This window comes from Kitasatospora sp. NPDC088861 (assembly GCF_044750105.1).
Lineage (GTDB): Bacteria > Actinomycetota > Actinomycetes > Streptomycetales > Streptomycetaceae > Kitasatospora.
This window is the reverse complement of record NZ_JBIVJF010000008.1, coordinates 118,325-132,822: the sequence shown is the minus strand read 5'-3', so window position 1 is coordinate 132,822 and position 14,498 is coordinate 118,325. Positions and strand designations below refer to the sequence as shown.

The 14,498-nt window shown below is 74.4% G+C and carries 12 protein-coding genes and 1 pseudogene; 7 read left to right on the top strand and 6 right to left on the bottom strand.

Annotation, left to right across the window (positions count from 1 at the left end; translation table 11 throughout):
• The first annotated feature begins 116 nt into the window (after positions 1–116).
• The 3 genes from ACIP37_RS16905 (at position 117) to ACIP37_RS16895 (ending at position 4,382) form a co-directional block, all read left to right on the top strand.
• Positions 117–986, top strand: coding sequence for a 3-hydroxyacyl-CoA dehydrogenase family protein (locus ACIP37_RS16905; RefSeq protein WP_350879591.1), 870 nt, complete (start codon positions 117–119; stop codon positions 984–986).
• 388 nt (positions 987–1,374) lie between these two features.
• Complete coding sequence (locus ACIP37_RS16900; RefSeq protein ID WP_363582008.1) at positions 1,375–1,695, top strand: STAS domain-containing protein; 321 nt, start codon at positions 1,375–1,377, stop codon at positions 1,693–1,695.
• 314 nt (positions 1,696–2,009) lie between these two features.
• Positions 2,010–4,382 (top strand): ATP-binding protein, encoded by a 2,373-nt coding sequence (locus ACIP37_RS16895; protein ID WP_400806350.1) that lies wholly within the window; start codon positions 2,010–2,012, stop codon positions 4,380–4,382.
• A 4-nt stretch (positions 4,383–4,386) separates the two neighbouring features.
• Here the strand turns inward: ACIP37_RS16895 and nucS are convergent, their stop codons facing one another.
• Positions 4,387–5,046 (bottom strand): endonuclease NucS, encoded by a 660-nt coding sequence (gene nucS, locus ACIP37_RS16890; protein ID WP_280676005.1) that lies wholly within the window; start codon positions 5,044–5,046, stop codon positions 4,387–4,389.
• Positions 5,047–5,526: 480 nt separating this feature from the next.
• Here nucS and ACIP37_RS16885 point away from each other — a divergent pair, with 480 nt between their 5' ends.
• Positions 5,527–5,919, top strand: coding sequence for an SCO5389 family protein (locus tag ACIP37_RS16885; RefSeq protein WP_063347790.1), 393 nt, complete (start codon positions 5,527–5,529; stop codon positions 5,917–5,919).
• Between the two features lie 169 nt (positions 5,920–6,088).
• Here the strand turns inward: ACIP37_RS16885 and ACIP37_RS16880 are convergent, their stop codons facing one another.
• Positions 6,089–7,249 carry an LLM class flavin-dependent oxidoreductase gene (locus tag ACIP37_RS16880; protein WP_400806492.1) on the bottom strand — a complete coding sequence of 387 codons (1,161 nt, stop codon included), beginning with the start codon at positions 7,247–7,249 and terminating at the stop codon, positions 6,089–6,091.
• Positions 7,250–7,639: 390 nt separating this feature from the next.
• Between ACIP37_RS16880 and ACIP37_RS16875 the strand changes: the two genes are divergently transcribed.
• Positions 7,640–7,963, top strand: a complete 324-nt coding sequence (locus ACIP37_RS16875) for an ATP/GTP-binding protein (RefSeq protein WP_363582013.1) — start codon at positions 7,640–7,642, stop codon at positions 7,961–7,963.
• Between the two features lie 5 nt (positions 7,964–7,968).
• Here the strand turns inward: ACIP37_RS16875 and ACIP37_RS16870 are convergent, their stop codons facing one another.
• Both ACIP37_RS16870 and ACIP37_RS16865 read right to left on the bottom strand, forming a co-directional pair.
• Positions 7,969–8,736 (bottom strand): ABC transporter permease subunit, encoded by a 768-nt coding sequence (locus ACIP37_RS16870; RefSeq protein WP_363582015.1) that lies wholly within the window; start codon positions 8,734–8,736, stop codon positions 7,969–7,971.
• 1 nt (position 8,737) lies between these two features.
• Positions 8,738–9,742 (bottom strand): ABC transporter ATP-binding protein, encoded by a 1,005-nt coding sequence (locus ACIP37_RS16865; RefSeq protein WP_363582018.1) that lies wholly within the window; start codon positions 9,740–9,742, stop codon positions 8,738–8,740.
• Between the two features lie 92 nt (positions 9,743–9,834).
• Here ACIP37_RS16865 and ACIP37_RS16860 point away from each other — a divergent pair, with 92 nt between their 5' ends.
• On the top strand, positions 9,835–10,632 hold the full coding sequence (locus tag ACIP37_RS16860; RefSeq protein ID WP_363582020.1) for an alpha/beta hydrolase: 798 nt from the start codon (positions 9,835–9,837) through the stop codon (positions 10,630–10,632).
• Entirely contained in the window at positions 10,629–10,940 is a 312-nt protein-coding gene (locus ACIP37_RS16855; protein WP_363582022.1) for a hypothetical protein, read from the top strand. The genes ACIP37_RS16860 and ACIP37_RS16855 overlap by 4 nt, the downstream gene beginning before the upstream one ends.
• A gap of 168 nt (positions 10,941–11,108) precedes the next feature.
• On the opposite strand, the gene ACIP37_RS16850 is transcribed toward ACIP37_RS16855, so the two are convergent.
• Together ACIP37_RS16850 and ACIP37_RS16845 are read right to left on the bottom strand one after the other, a co-directional pair.
• Positions 11,109–12,038: a hypothetical protein gene (locus ACIP37_RS16850; protein ID WP_063347784.1), complete on the bottom strand. Its 930-nt coding sequence runs from the start codon at positions 12,036–12,038 to the stop codon at positions 11,109–11,111.
• A 107-nt stretch (positions 12,039–12,145) separates the two neighbouring features.
• Positions 12,146–14,498, bottom strand: a pseudogene (locus ACIP37_RS16845) (hypothetical protein); the annotation flags it as partial.

Here is a 14,498-nt window from a genome sequence, read left to right as displayed (position 1 = left end):
CCGGATTGGGCATTAGAGTCCCGGCAACGAGCGACGCGGCTCTCCGGCGGTGACCCCTGCCCTGAGCCGCCTTCAGGGCCCGCCCCAGGGCGGCGACGGCATCGGGAGACCCAGCCATGAGCAATGCGTCCAGCAAGCAGATCGCCGTGATCGGTGCCGGCCTGATGGGCGCCGGCATCGCCCAGGTGTCCGCGCAGGCCGGCCACCCGGTGGTGCTGCGGGACGTCACCGAGGAGGCCCTGCAGCGCGGTCTCGCGGGCATCCGTGCCTCCTACGCGAAGTTCGTCGCCAAGGGCCGGCTGAGCGCCGAGGACGCCGAGGCCGCGCTGGGCCGGATCACCACCACCACCGACCTGGGCGCCGTCGCCGAGGCCGACATCGTGGTCGAGGCCGTGTTCGAGCAGTTCGAGGTCAAGGAGGGCGTCTTCCGGGAGCTCGACAAGCTCGCCAAGGACGGCGCGGTGCTGGCCTCCAACACCTCCGCCATCCCGATCACCCGGATCGCCGCCGCCACCCGGCGCCCCGAGTCGGTCGTCGGCGTGCACTTCTTCTCGCCGGTGCCGCTGATGAAGCTCGTCGAGCTGGTCCGCGGCTACAAGACCAGCGACGAGACCCTGGCCGCCGCCCGCGCCTTCGCCGAGGGCGTCGGCAAGGACGTCGTGGTGGTCAACCGGGACGTGGCCGGCTTCGTCACCACCCGCCTGATCACCGCGCTGGTCGTCGAGGCCGCCAAGCTGTACGAGTCGGGCGTCGCCACCGCCGAGGACATCGACACCGCCTGCCGCCTCGGCTTCGGCCACCCGATGGGCCCGCTGGAGACCGCCGACCTGACCGGCGTGGACATCCTGCTGCACGCCGCCCGCAACATCTACGACGAGACCCAGGACGAGAAGTTCGCCGCCCCGGAGATCATGGCGCGCATGGTCACCGCCGGCGACCTCGGCCGCAAGAGCGGCCGCGGCTTCTACCCGTACGAGGGCAAGTGAGCCCCCGCCGGAACGGGTGAACGACGACGCCCGGCGACCGGGCGGGCCGTGCGGCGGAACACCGTACGGCCCGCCCGCTCGGGGGCGGGTGAGTTTCCTCACGCCAGGTGCCGCAGACGGGTGATTTGGGCGGTAATCGAGCGTAGGTGTGGAGACTGACTGCGTATATTCCCTCGGACGAGTGAAGTTGCTTCAGATCTGGCCGGAACCAGCAACCTGCGCTGCTGGTTCGCCGTCAGAAGAGGGAGACCCGGCCCAGCACGACGAGGCTGCGACCGGACCCGGGCGAGGGGCCACGGCCCGCCCGGATGGACACCCCCACCCCCCGCCCCGGCACGGCCGGGTCGGACCACCCCCGTACCGGACCGGTCAGGCGAAGGAGGAGAGCATGCGCATCACCGGCGACCACAGGGCGCTGGCCATCGAAGGCCGCCTCGACGTGCGCACCGCCGCCGATGCGCGCGCCCGGCTGCACCAGGCCGTGGACGGCGGCCTCGGCGACCTCGTGCTCGACCTCGCCCGGCTGGAGTTCTGGGACGCCACCGGCCTCGGCGTGATCATGGGCACCCACCGCAGGGCCGGCCGGATCGGCCGGCGGCTGGTGCTGCGCTCCGTCCCGGCCCAGCTCCAGCGACTGCTGGTGGCCACCAAGCTGCACCGCATCCTGGCCGTGGACGGCGTCACCGAGGCCCACGGGATCGCCCTCTAGGGCCTGGCCGCTCCTGCCCCCGTCCGGCCCCGGTGCTCGTTCGTTCCCTGCCTTCGTTCGTTCCCCGCCCGCTCTTCGTCCGGCCCCCGACCTGGCTCTGATCAGCCGTCGTCCGGGCCCCGACCTGGCTCTGATCGGCCGTCGCCCGGCCCCCGACCGGGCCGCCCCTGCGCGGGCGGGCCCGGATGTGCAAGAGTCTGCCCGTCAGATGACGGCCGCCCCAGCCAGCTGCCCCCAGCCCGCGCGCGGCCGCGACCGAGACGTCAGCCGGCCGGCGCGGGACGCCGGCGGCCGAGCAGGATGCGGAGCAGAACGTGGCACAGCCAACCGGGGAGTTCCGGCAGGAGGCCGCCCGCACCCGAGGCGGCGAACTCGTCTCCGGCGCCCTGCTGGTCGGCGTCGGCGCCCCGGACGGCTCCGAGGTCAGGCCCTGCCCCGAGGAGTGGCGGCCCCGCCCGCGCCGGATCGAGCGCAGCGAGCCCGCCCGGGGCCCGGTCGGCGGCGTCGGCCGCGCGGTCGGCCCGCTCGCCCTCGGTGCCGGGCCCGCCGACCTGCCGCTGCTCGACCGCGAGGCCGACGTCGCCGAACTCCTCGGCCTGCTCGCCGAGGGCCGCTCGATACGCCTGGTCGGCCAGGCCGGCTCGGGCCGCAGCGCGCTGCTGTCGGCCGTCGCCGAGGCCGCCGCCGACCTCGCCCCCGGCGGCGTCGTCCAGCTCTGCGGGCACCGCCGCACCGCCGCCGACCTGCTCCAGGACCTCTTCGCGGCCACCCACCACGCCCCCGGCTACCGGCCCGACCCTGGCCAGCTGGCCGTGCACCTCGCCGAGGTCGGCGCGATCGTGGTCGTCGACGGCGCGGAGCAGTCCGGCGCCGAGCTGGAGGACCTGCTCGCCCTCGCCCCCGGCTGCGCCTTCCTGATCTCCGCCGCCCCCGGGAGCCCGGCGCCGTCACCCGGCTCCCGCTTGCAGGACCACCTGGTCGCCGGGCTCTCCCGCTCCGCCTGCCTCGCCCTCGCCGCCCGCCAGGCCGGGCGGCCGCTGGACGTCGAGGAGAAGGCCTGGGCGGTCGACCTCTGGTTCGAGTCCGAGGGGCTGCCGCTGCGCTTCGTCCAGGCCGCCGCGCTGCTGCGCCAGCGGGACGTGGCGGTGGACGCGCTGGTCGCCGCCGAGGAGGACCGGATGGGGGTCTTCGGCGCGGTCGAGGAGCCCGTCCACGACCCCGATCCGGCCGTCCGTGAGAACGCGCTGCGCCGCACCGTCCCGCTGCCGTCCGTCGCCGAGACCGCCTCACCCGCCGTCCGGCTCGCGGAGGGGCTGAGTGAGCCCGCCCAGGCCGTCCTGAGGCTCGCCGTCGCGCTCGGCGGCGAGTGTCCCACCGCGCCGCACCTGCCCGCGCTGATCGACGTCGGCCAGGGCGAGAGCGCCCTCGCCGAACTCGCCGACGCCGGGCTGGCGGTGTCCATCGGCGGGCACCACCGGCTGACCGCCGGGGTGCTGGACCTGCTCGCCCCGCACTGGCCGGCCCGCGGCTGCCTGGACGGCGCCGCCCAGCACTTCGCCTGGTGGGTCGGGCACAGCTCGGTGTCGCTGGAACAGGTCGCGGCCGAGGCGGAGGTCGTGGTCGGCGTGCTGGTCGCGGACCGGGCGGCCGGCCGGCACGACGCCGTCGTGCGCCTGGCCCGGGCGGCCGCGCCCGCGCTGGCGCTGGCGCTGCGCTGGGGCGCCTGGGAGAGGGTCCTGGAGCTGGGGCTGGAGGCGGCCCGCCGGACGGGCTCCGGCACCGACCAGGCCTGGTTCCACCACGAGGCGGGCGTGCACGCGTTCTGCGTCCGGGAGCCGTCCCGGGCGATGGCCGAGCTGGAGACGGCGCTCACCCTGCGGTCCGCCGCCGGCGAGCAGCGCGGCGTCGCGGCAGCCGGCCGGATGCTGGACCTGCTGCGTGCCGACGGGCGGCAGCTGCCGCCCGCGGCGTCCCCCGGGCCGGCGCCCGTGCGGCGGCCCGTCATCCGCGCGATAGCCAAGGTGCCGTCCAGCCTGCGCTCCGGGACCAGGCGTCGGGTGATCGCCGCGTCGGCGGCCGTCCTCGCGCTCGGGGCGCTCGGGACAGCGGTGGCGATGAGCGCCACCGGTCCGGAGCAGCACCCGGGCAACGACCCGCACACCCGGCTCGACGACCCCGACGGCGGGCAGGGCGGGCCGCTCCCGTCCCCGCACGTCGGTGGCCCGACCGCCGGGGCCGGTGCCACCGGTACGGGGGTGTCAGGGACGGGAGCGCCGGGGACGGACGCGGGGGTCGGTGCGGCGGCGGGCGGGACCAGCCCGGAGCCGTCGGCGAGCGGCGCCTCGCACTCGCCGAGCGCGTCGAAGAAGCCGAGCCGTGGGCCGAGCGAGACCGCGGGGACCACCGAGCAGGCGCAGCAGCCGCAGCCGCCCGCACCGGGACAGTCGCAGCCGCCGGCCCAGCAGTCCGGCCCGCCGCAGGGTGGCAGCGGCGGCGGCACCGGCGGCGGCAGCGGTGGCAACTCCGGGGGCACTCAGCCCGGCGGAGGCGCCAGCACGCCGCCCCCGCCGAAGCCGTCGACCACGTCGCCCTCGGCGACCGCGACCACACCGCCGCCCGCCACGACGGGCCCCACGACCGGGACGTCCAGTCCTCCGCCGACGACGCCCTCGCCGTCCGCGAGCTGACCGGTCAGAACAGCTTGAGCTTGTCGTCGTCGATGCCGCGCAGCTCGTCGTAGTCCAGCACCACGCAGCCGATGCCCCGGTCGGTGGCCAGCACGCGGGCCTGGGGCTTGATCTCCTGGGCGGCGAAGATGCCCTTGACCGGGGCCAACAGTGGGTCCCGGTTGAGGAGTTCGAGGTAGCGGGTGAGCTGCTCGACGCCGTCGATCTCACCGCGGCGCTTGATCTCGACGGCCACCGTGGCACCGTCCGAGTCGCGGCAGAGGATGTCGACCGGGCCGATCGCGGTGGGGTACTCGCGGCGGATCAGGGACCAGCCGGCGCCGAGCACCTCCATCCGGTCCGCGAGCAGCTCTTGGAGGTGTGCCTCGACGCCGTCCTTGATCAGGCCCGGGTCCACCCCGAGTTCGTGGGAGGAGTCGTGCAGCACCTCCTCCAGCGTGATGATGAGCTTCTCGCCGGCCTTGTTCTCCACCGTCCAGACCCCGTCCGCCTCCTTGAGCGCGCACGGCGGGGACATCCAGTTGAGCGGCTTGTAGGCGCGGTCGTCGGCGTGGATGCTGACGCTGCCGTCGGCCTTGACCAGGATGAGCCTGGTGGCGGAGGGCAGATGGGCGGAGAGCCGACCGGCATAGTCGACTGAGCAGCGGGCAATTACGAGACGCACGGTCGACCACGCTAGCCCACCGGGGCCAGTTGATGCGATTCCACGACGACCGGGTGAAGAAACCGGGAACCCCGCGAACATGGAGGCTCGGCAATTCCGCTCACCTCCCGTCGCGGTCTGGCGCCCACGTCCTGGGGTCGCTACCGTACGTGACGGCACGCGTGCGGGATCGCTGTCAACGGGGACGGAGACTTCAGATGAACGATCCGACGGGATCCGGCCAATGTGGTGCACCGCCGCGTATTTCCGAAGCAATCCACAGGAATGACCGGCCCGTCCCGCCGTTGACTGCCACGCTGTTCCGAGCGCGGTCGGTGTCCGGGACGTCACGTCCCGTGGTGCCGCCGCCTTCGCGGGGTGTCAAAAACGCCCGTTCCACGGCGTTCCGGACACCACGCGCGATCCGCCCACCCTCACTGTGAGCTTGGACTACGCACGACCACCCGGGCGCCGCGCGGGTGGACCGCGAGAGGAGAATCCATGTCGCTCGACGTCTCACCGGCCCTGCTGGAAAAGGCCGAGCGGGGCGAGGTCGACGAGCGGGAATTCGTCGACTGCGTCCGCGTCTCGCTGCCGTACGCCTGGGACCTGATCAGCTCGCTGGTCGCCCAGGCGAAGGTCGACGGTACCGACTTCGCCGACAACCAGGTACCGCCGCCCAGCGAGCAGGCCCGCGGCCAGCTCCTGCGGGCCCTCGCCAGCGACGCCATCCGGGGGGCCCTGCAGCGGCACTTCGGGGTGCGGCTGGCCTTCCAGAACTGTCACCGGGTGGCGGTCTTCCTGCCGTCGGACGCCAACGAGGCACGGCACGCACGCTTCACCTCGGTCCGGGAGCAGCTGCTCAACCAGTCCGAGGAACTGCGGGACTGCTGACCCGGCAGCACCGCCGATGCCGGGCCCTAGGTCCTGTCCGGCCGACCTTGCCGGGCCCGATCGACCGGATAGGACCTAGCGGCCCGGAAGGTCGTCGGGCCGCCCCCGTCCCCCGGTGCGGGGGGAGGGGCGGCGGCCCGGACCGGGCCCGGCCGCTCCACCCCCGGGCTCACCCCAGCTGCGGCAGCACCTCGGAGCCGAGCCGGGCGATGTTGTGCAGGGTCGCCTCGCGGTCGCCGCTGCCCTCCGCGAGCAGCGCGAAGCGGCGGATGCCGGTCCGCTCGGCGGTGGCCAGCAGCCGGTCGGCGCACTGCCGCGGCGTGCCCACCGCGTGCAGGTCGCAGAGGAGTTCGGTGTACTCGCGCGGGTCGCGCATCTTGCGCTCCCGGCCGTCCACGGTGCGGTGGGCGCCGAGCCCGTACTCGAACCAGCCCGGCATGGCGTTCAGCAGGGTGGCGCGGGCCGCTGAGGTGCGGTCGTCGACCTGGGCCACCCCGGCCGCGACGTGCCGGCGGTTCACCCGGCGCAGCTGCTCCTCGCCGCGCCCGGCGGCCAGCCAGGCGCTGCGGTACAGCTCCAGCATGCGCAGCTTGTCGTCGTCGCCGGAGTGCATGCCGAGCAGCATCGGCAGGCCGCGTTCGGCGGCCAGCCGCACCCCGCTCGGAGAGGTGCACGCGACCACCATCGGCGGTCCGGCCACCGGCCGCCCGGACGGGTCGAGTTCCTCACCGAAGCCCTCGCCGAGGCCCTCGACGTCCTGGCGCTGGCGCGGGAAGCGCACCGGGCCGGACCGCTCGTCGAGACCGAGCCAGCTGCCCAGTCCGGACCGGCGCACCGGTTCGGTGGCGCGCGGCACCACCGCCACCTCGGGGAAGGCGAACTGCGGGCCGTCCGCGCCGACCCGGGAGCCGCGCAGCCAGCGCAGCAGCAGGTCCAGCCGCTCAGGGAAGCCGTTCTCGAAGGCGTCCACGCCGCCGCCGAACACGTCCAGGTCGATCCAGGGGCCGCCGCGGCCCACCCCGAGCGTGAAGCGCCCGTCCGAGGTGAGGTGCAGCAGCGCGGCCTGCTCGCCGAGCGCCACCGGGTGGGCGGTGGAGAGCACGCTGACCGCCGTGCCGACGCCGATCCGGCGGGTGCGGCCGAGCAGCAGCGCGGCCAGCGTGGCGGCGTTGGGGCAGACCCCGTACGGGACGAAGTGGTGCTCGGCCAGCCAGACGCTGTCCAGGCCCGCGCGTTCGGCCTCGACGGCGGCCCGGACGGTGCGGTCCAGCGCCTCGCGGTGGCTCTGCCCGGGGAACTGCGCGGACAGCAGGAACGCGCCGACCCGCACCGGCGCGGTGTCCGGCGGGAGCGCGCCCGCCCGCTGCGGCACGGGCAGCGGCTCGCCCGCCGCGGCCGTGACCGGGATGGGCGAGGTCAGCACCGGCCCGGGGGCGGGCGGCCGGACTCCGACGGGCCGACGGGTCTCGGCGCGGGCGCTGGTCTTGGTCATGGTGGGGCCTCCTCGGGTGCGCGCAGGGTCTGCGGGCCCCGCCTGTTCCCCTTGTGGGTATCCGATGTCATGTGCCAATGGCACGCGGAAACCCGGATTTCGTCGAAGATCGGGTGGATCTCGGCAAAAACGCGGGAGCGTCGGACGATGCCGTGATAGTGGCCTGCCGGAGGGGCGGCCGGCCGTAGGCTGGAACGACCCGAAATCCCGGAAGAGAGGTAGTCCGACGTGTCGCCGCGCCGCAACCGGATCAAGAGCGCCGACCCGGGCGGGAGCGCCGAGCAGGCCTCCCCGCTCGGCGGATCGCTGCGCCGCACCGAGAGCCACCAGGGCGACGACTGGGTGGTCCAGACGGTCGCCGGGACGGCCGGGCGGCACTACCGGTGCCCGGGCTGCGACCAGGAGATCCCGCCCGGGATGGGCCACGTGGTGGCCTGGCCGATGTACGGCGCGGGCGTGGACGACCGGCGGCACTGGCACCGCGCCTGCTGGGGCGCGCGGGAGCGCCGGGCCTCCAACGTCCTGCGGGGCCGCGGCGCTCCGCGGTACTGAGCCGGTCAGGCGTCCCGGTTCTTGAGCACCAGCGCGCCGCCGAGCAGGGCGGCGAGCGTCCAGGCCAGGCAGATCACGAAGCCCTCCCACGGCCCGTACGGCTGGCCGTGCTGCTCGTACACCAGCAGCATCCGCGAGCCCGCGTAGTCCGGGAAGTAGTGGGCCAGGGTCTTGACCTTCGGCACCGCCGAGAGGATCGGCGAGAGCAGGAAGAAGAACGGGACCAGTACGCCCAGTGCCAGCGTCTGGCTGTGCAGCATCGTGGTGACGCCGGCCGAGAACAGGCAGAGCATCGTCAGGTACAGCGCGGCGCCGAACACCGCGCGCAGCACGTGCGGTTGGTCGAGGCTGGTGGAGTGCGAGCCGAGCAGCGCCTGGCCGGTGAAGAAGGTGACGAAGGCCGTCACCACCGAGACCGCCAGGGCCATCGCGCCGAGCACCACCGCCTTGCCGGTGAGCAGGGTGCCGCGCTGCGGGACGGCGGCCAGGGTGACCCGGATCATGCCGGTGCTGTACTCGTTGCCGATGGCCAGCACGCCGAACACGATGATGGCGAGCTCGCCGAGCATGATGCCGGAGAAGGCCGTGCCGGTGGCGTCGAAGACGGACTGGTCGCCCCGCCGGAACTCGCCGAAGTTGCTGTTGGTGAGCAGGGACAGCAGCGCGCCGATGCCGACGGTGACGACGAAGGTCAGCGCGAGCGTCCAGATCGTCGAGCGGACGCTGCGGATCTTCGTCCACTCGGAGCGCAGGATCGCCGGGAAGGACGTCATCTCAGTTCTCCTCCTGCCGGGCCGCCGCGGTCTGCGGGGCGCCGTCCGCCTTCCAGCCGGCGCCCCAGACGCCGGGTGCGCCGGCCGCGTCCCGGCCCGGGCCGTCGCCCGCGTGGTACTCCACCGAGTCGGCCGTCATCTGCATGAACGCCTCCTCCAACGAGGCCTGCTGCGGGCTGAGTTCGTGCAGGACGACGCCGTGGGCCGCGGCCAGGTCGCCGAGCCGGGCGAGATCGCCGTCGACCACTTCGTAGGAGCCGCCGGGCCCGGGTTCGGACCGGAGCCCGGCGCCGGACAGGGCGTCGAGCAGGCGCTCGGGGTGCGGGGTGCGCAGCCGGACGGCGGAGCGGGAGTTGCGCCGGATGAACTCCGGCATCGGCAGGTCGGCGAGCAGCCGGCCCTTGCCGATGACCACCAGGTGGTCGGCGGTGACGGCCATCTCGCTCATCAGGTGGGAGGAGACGAAGACGGTCCGGCCCTCGGTGGCGAGCCGCTTCATCAGGTTGCGGATCCAGAGGATGCCCTCCGGGTCCAGTCCGTTGACCGGCTCGTCGAACATGACGATCTCCGGGTCGCCGAGCAGTGCGGAGGCGATGCCCAGGCGCTGGCCCATGCCGAGCGAGAAGCCGCGGGCCCGCTTGCGGGCGACCGGGGTGAGGCCCACCAGGTTGAGCACCTCGTCCACCCGGCGGGTCGGGATGCGGTTGCTCTGGGCGAGCCAGAGCAGGTGGTCGCGGGCGGTGCGGCCGGGGTGGACGGCCTTGGCCTCCAGCAGCGCGCCGATGTACTTGAGCGGTTCGCTGAGCTGCCCGTAGCGCTTGCCGTCGATGGTGACCCGGCCGCTGGTGGGGCGGTCGAGGTCGAGGATCATGCGCATGGTGGTGGACTTGCCTGCGCCGTTGGGGCCGAGGAAGCCGGTGACCACGCCCTGGGGGACCTGGAAGCTGAGCCGGTCCACCGCGAGGGTCCTGCCGTAACGTTTTGTCAGGTCGTGCAACTCGATCATTCGCGCTCCCTTACTCCTGGTAAGGCTAGGACAAAGCGGATATCACGGCCCGCTGAGTGGGCCCGCCGGGCGTGCCGGAATACGGTGGGCCCATGACCCAGCCCCCCTCCGCAGTGTCGGTCCGCGAGAGCGGCACCGGAACACCCCTCGTGCTGCTGCACGCCTTTCCGTTGAACGCCTCGATGTGGTCCGCCCAACTGGACGCGCTGCCCGGTCTGACCGGCGACGAGGCCCGGGTGCTCGCCCCGGACCAGCGCGGCTTCGGCGGCACCGAGCTGGGGGCCGACGAACCCTCGCTGGACCTGGTCGCCGACGACCTCGCCCTGCTGCTGGACGCGGCCGGGATCGAGCGCGCGGTGGTCGGCGGGCTCTCCATGGGCGGTTACGTGGCGCTGGCCTTCGCCCGCCGCCACCCGGACCGGCTGGCCGGACTGCTGCTGGCCAGCACCCGCGCCACCGCCGACACCGACGCCGTCCGGGCCAACCGGGAGCGGATCGCGGCCGCCGTCACCGCCCGGGGCAGCGTCCAACTGCTGCTCGACGAGGAGGTCGCCGCCGGGCAGCTCGGGCCGGACTCGCTGCACCTGGTGGAGCGGGTGCGGTCGCTGGTCGCGGCCGCGTCGCCGGCCGCCGTCGCCTGGGCCCAGCGGGCCATGGCGGCCCGGCCGGACGCGCTGGACGTGCTGGCCGGGCTGCGGGTGCCCACCGCCGTCGTCGCGGGCGCGCAGGACGGCCTGGTGGCGCCGGAGGAGGCCGAACCGATGCTCCGGGCCCGGCCGGACGCCGAACTGACCGTCATTCCCGGGGCGGGCCATCTGAGCGCCCTGGAGGCACCGGAGGCGTTCAACACCGCCGTCCGCGACCTGCTGGCCCGGGTGACGGCGGGATGAGGGAGGAAGCGACCGGCTGGGACTTCTCGGCGCTGGAGGTGACCGGCCGGATGCCCGTGACCAACCGCGGCGAGGGCCTGGTCGAACTGACCCTGGAACCGCTCGGCGAGGACTACTGGCTGCGCCCCGGCGAGACCTTCATCGTCACCTCGTACGGCGACCACGGCTCCGGCCACCCGTTCGAGGTGCAGTACTGGCCGGACTCGGTGTCGGTCTGGTGCACCTCGTGGTTCGGCACCGTCTCCGACGACGAGGGCAACCAGCTCAGCAGCGGGCACCAGCGGCCCGACGGGGCCTACCCCAGGTGACGCCCGCTCACCCAGGTCACCCGAGATGATGACGGTGGAAAGACGGCAGGCCCTCACCCTGGTGGGTGAGGGCCTGTCCGCTGTTCCGCACGTGCCGCACGTGCCGTCCGTTCCGCACGTTCCGCACGTACCGCACGTACCGCCGGGCGCCGGCGCCCGGCGGCGGCGTCAGCGCGACTGCTGGGCGGGCACGCCCATGGTGTCGTCGCCCGGCAGCGAGGCGGCGGCCACGGCCGCGCCGGTCAGCGTCGCCAGCATCTCGCGGACGTTGGTCAGCTGGGCGTTGATGCTGTCGCGGCGGTTGGTGAGCGCCGCCAGCTCGCGCTCGGACTCGCTGCGGATCCGGTCGGCCTTGGCGTTGGCGTCCGCCACGATGTCCTCGGACTGGCGCTGCGCCGTCTCGACGGTCTGGCGGGCGCGGCGCTCGGCGTCGGTGCGCAGCTTCTCGGCCTCCAGGCGCAGCTGCTCGGCCCGGTGCTCGATCTCGGCCAGGCGCTTCTCGGCCTTGGCCTGACGGGCGGCCAGGTCACGCTCGGACTGCTCGCGGCGCTTGGCCAGGTTGGTCTCGAACTCCAGCGCGGCCTGGGCGGCCTTGGTGCGGGTCTCCTCGAAGAGGGCGTCCGCCTCCTCGCGCTTGTTCTGGGCGTCCTTGTTGGCCTCGGCGCGCAGCTGGGCGCTGTCGCTCTTGGCCTTGTCGACGATCCGCAGACCCTCGTCCTCCGCCTTGGCCTTGCGGTCCTTGGCGTAGTTCTCGGCCTCGGTGCGGACCTGCTGGGCAGCGGCCTCGGCGAGCTCGCGGTGCTGCTCGGAGGCGCGGTGCGCCTCGTCGCGCAGGTCCTTGGCCTCCTCCTCGGCCAGTCGCAGGATCTTCTCGACCCGGGCGCCGAGACCGGCGTACGAGGGCTCCGCCTCGGTGACCGCCGCCTGCGCGGTCTGGGTCTCCAGGTGGAGTTCCTCGATGCGCTTCTCGAGCGCGCTGATCCGGGTCAGGGCACTGTCACGGTCGGCCACCAGCTTGGTGATCCGCTCGTCGACCTGGGCGCGCTCGTACCCACGGCGCACCAGGTCGAAGCCGTGAGGGGAGTGACTGTCGCTCATGGGGTTCTGGGCTTCCTGTCGTCAAACCGCTGAGGTGGTTGAGGGAATCCTGACACGGTACCGGAGTGTCGACGGCGAGATGCCGTCGTCCCGCGGACAATGTCCGCTCAATCGGGTGGTGCGTTCTTGGAACGATTGCCGCCCGACCGGGGGGAACCAATTCCGGCACCCGCCTTGGCACCCCCGTCCTTCTTGGTGCTGCTTCCCCCGTTGGTCTGGGCGACCGGTGCCGGTGCCTCGAACGCCTCCAGCGCGGACAGCACGTCCTGCACCCTGGAGATCTCGGTGTTGATGTCCTTGCGCCGCCGCACCAGTTCGTCCAGCTCGCGACGGCCCTCGTCGGTGACCCGCTTCGCCTCGGCCTGCGCTTCGGCGAGCAGCCGTTCGGCCTCCGCCTTCGCCAGTTCGACCTGCTCGTCCGCGCTGCGGTCGGCGTCCCGCAGCCGCTTCTCCGCCTCGGTGGCGGCGGTCTCCAGCCGCTCCTCGGCCTCGGCCTCGGCCGACTGGAGCTTGGCCTCGGCCTTGACGATCAGCGCCTCGGCGCGGCTGGTGGAGTCGGCGAGCTTGGTCTCCGCCTCCTTCAGCAGCCCCTCGGCCTTGCGGACGGCCGAGATCCGGACCTTGCTGGCCTCCGCGGACGCCTCCGAGGTGAGCTCGCCCGCGCGGTCCTCGGCGGCCGCGACCAGCGCCGCCGCCCGGTCCTCGGCCTCGGCGACGGTGGCCACCGCCTGCTCCTCGGCCTCGGTCAGCTGCTCCTGAGCGGCCGTCACCAGGGCGTCGACCCGCTCGCCGGCCGACTTCATGGCCGCCGCGTTCTCCTTGCGGGCGCGCTCGTGCAGCGCCTCCACCTCGGCGTCGGTGCGCTCGCGCAACTCCTCGGCGCGCTCGCGGATCGCGGTGGAGTCCCGGCGGGCCTCGGCGAGCAGCGTGTCGGCGTCGGACCGGCCCTTCTCCACCTCGGCCTGGCCGGCCGCCTCGCCGGCGGCGACCAGCCGGTCGGCCTCCTTGCGGGCGGCGGCGACCATCGCGTCCGCCTGCTCCTCGGCGGCGGCGGTGGTGGCCAGTGCGGTGGTCTGGGCGTCCTCGCCGAGCGACTCGGCGTCCGCGAAGGCCTTCTCCAGGACGGAGTTGGCCTGCTCGCGGGTGGCCTTGTCGAACTGCTCGGCGGCCTCCCGGGTCTCCGCGTCGTACGCGTCGGCGCGGCCGTGGGCGGCGGCGTCGTACTCGTCGGCGAGGGTCCGGGTGGCGAACGCGTACTCCTCGGCCTCGGCGCGCAGGGCGGCGGCCAGCTCCTCGGCGTCGGCGACCAGGCCGGCCGAGCGCTCGTCGGCGGCGGCCATCGTCCGGGCGGCCTGGGCCTCGGCGTCCGCGCGCAACTGCCCGGCGGCCTCCCGGGCCGCGTGCAGTACGGCGTCGGCCTCCGCCCGCAGGTGCTCGTCGTAGGCCTGGGCCTCGGCGCGCTGACGGCCCAACTCGGCCTCGTGGGCCTCGCGTTCGGCGGCCAGCTCGCGGTCGGTCAGGTCGCGCAGGGCGGTGGTCTCGGCGTCGGTACGGGCGCGCAGTTCGGCGGTCTCGTGGTCGGCGAGGGCCCGCTGCTCGGCGGTCTCGGCGTCGGCGAGTTCGCGCAGGGCGGTGGTCTCGGCGACGGCGAGGGCCCGCTGCTCGGCGGTCTCGCGCTCGGCCAGCTCGCGCAGTTCGGCGGCGGCCTGTTCGGCCCGGTCGCGGACCTCGGCGGCCTCCCGCTCGGCGGCGGCCTTCCGCTCGGCGATCTGCTCGGCGGCGGCCTCGTGCATGCCGGCCACCGACTGGCGGACCTCGGCGGCCTCCTCCTCGGCGGCCTCGACCAGGGCGGCGCCCTCGACACCGGCGGCGGCGACCAGCTCCTCGCCGTCGACCCGGGCCTGCTCCAGGACGGCGGTGGCCTCGGCCCGGATGCTGTCGGCGGTGGCGCGGGCCTCGGACAGCTCGCGGCCGGCCTCGGCGCGGACCGTCTCGGCCTGCTCGGCGGCGAACGCCAGCTCGGCGGCGGCCTTCTCCCGGACGGCCTTGGCGTCCCGGGCGGCCTCGGCCTGGCGCTGCTCGGCGGCGCTCCGGGCGCCCTCCAGCAGTTCCTCGGCTTCGGCGCGCTGGGCGGCGACGTGCTGTTCGGTCGCCTCGCGCTGTTCGGTCGTCTCGGCGGTGGTGCGTTCGGTGAGTTCGGTGGCGGCCTGTTCGGCCTTGGCCCGGACGTCGGCGGCGTACGCCTCGGCGGCGGTGCGCTGCTCGGTGGTCTCGCGCTCGGCGAGCTCGCGCAGTTCGGCGCTCTCCCGTTCGGCGAGCTCGCGCAGTTCGGTGGTCTCGCGTTCGGCGAGGGCGCGCAGCTCGGCGACGTGCTGTTCGGTCGCCTCGCGCTGTTCGGTCGTCTCGGCGGTGGTGCGTTCGGTGAGTTCGGTGGCGGCCTGTTCGGCCTTGGCCCGGAGT

What these genes read in the sequence shown, in the direction of transcription:
- ACIP37_RS16850 (WP_063347784.1), bottom strand. Translation starts at nt 12,038, where the DNA reads ATGAGCGACAGTCACTCCCCTCACGGCTTCGACCTGGTGCGCCGTGGG.
- ACIP37_RS16855 (WP_363582022.1), top strand. Translation starts at nt 10,629, where the DNA reads ATGAGGGAGGAAGCGACCGGCTGGGACTTCTCGGCGCTGGAGGTGACC.
- ACIP37_RS16905 (WP_350879591.1), top strand. Translation starts at nt 117, where the DNA reads ATGAGCAATGCGTCCAGCAAGCAGATCGCCGTGATCGGTGCCGGCCTG.
- ACIP37_RS16860 (WP_363582020.1), top strand. Translation starts at nt 9,835, where the DNA reads ATGACCCAGCCCCCCTCCGCAGTGTCGGTCCGCGAGAGCGGCACCGGA.
- ACIP37_RS16865 (WP_363582018.1), bottom strand. Translation starts at nt 9,742, where the DNA reads ATGATCGAGTTGCACGACCTGACAAAACGTTACGGCAGGACCCTCGCG.
- ACIP37_RS16900 (WP_363582008.1), top strand. Translation starts at nt 1,375, where the DNA reads ATGCGCATCACCGGCGACCACAGGGCGCTGGCCATCGAAGGCCGCCTC.
- ACIP37_RS16885 (WP_063347790.1), top strand. Translation starts at nt 5,527, where the DNA reads ATGTCGCTCGACGTCTCACCGGCCCTGCTGGAAAAGGCCGAGCGGGGC.
- ACIP37_RS16870 (WP_363582015.1), bottom strand. Translation starts at nt 8,736, where the DNA reads ATGACGTCCTTCCCGGCGATCCTGCGCTCCGAGTGGACGAAGATCCGC.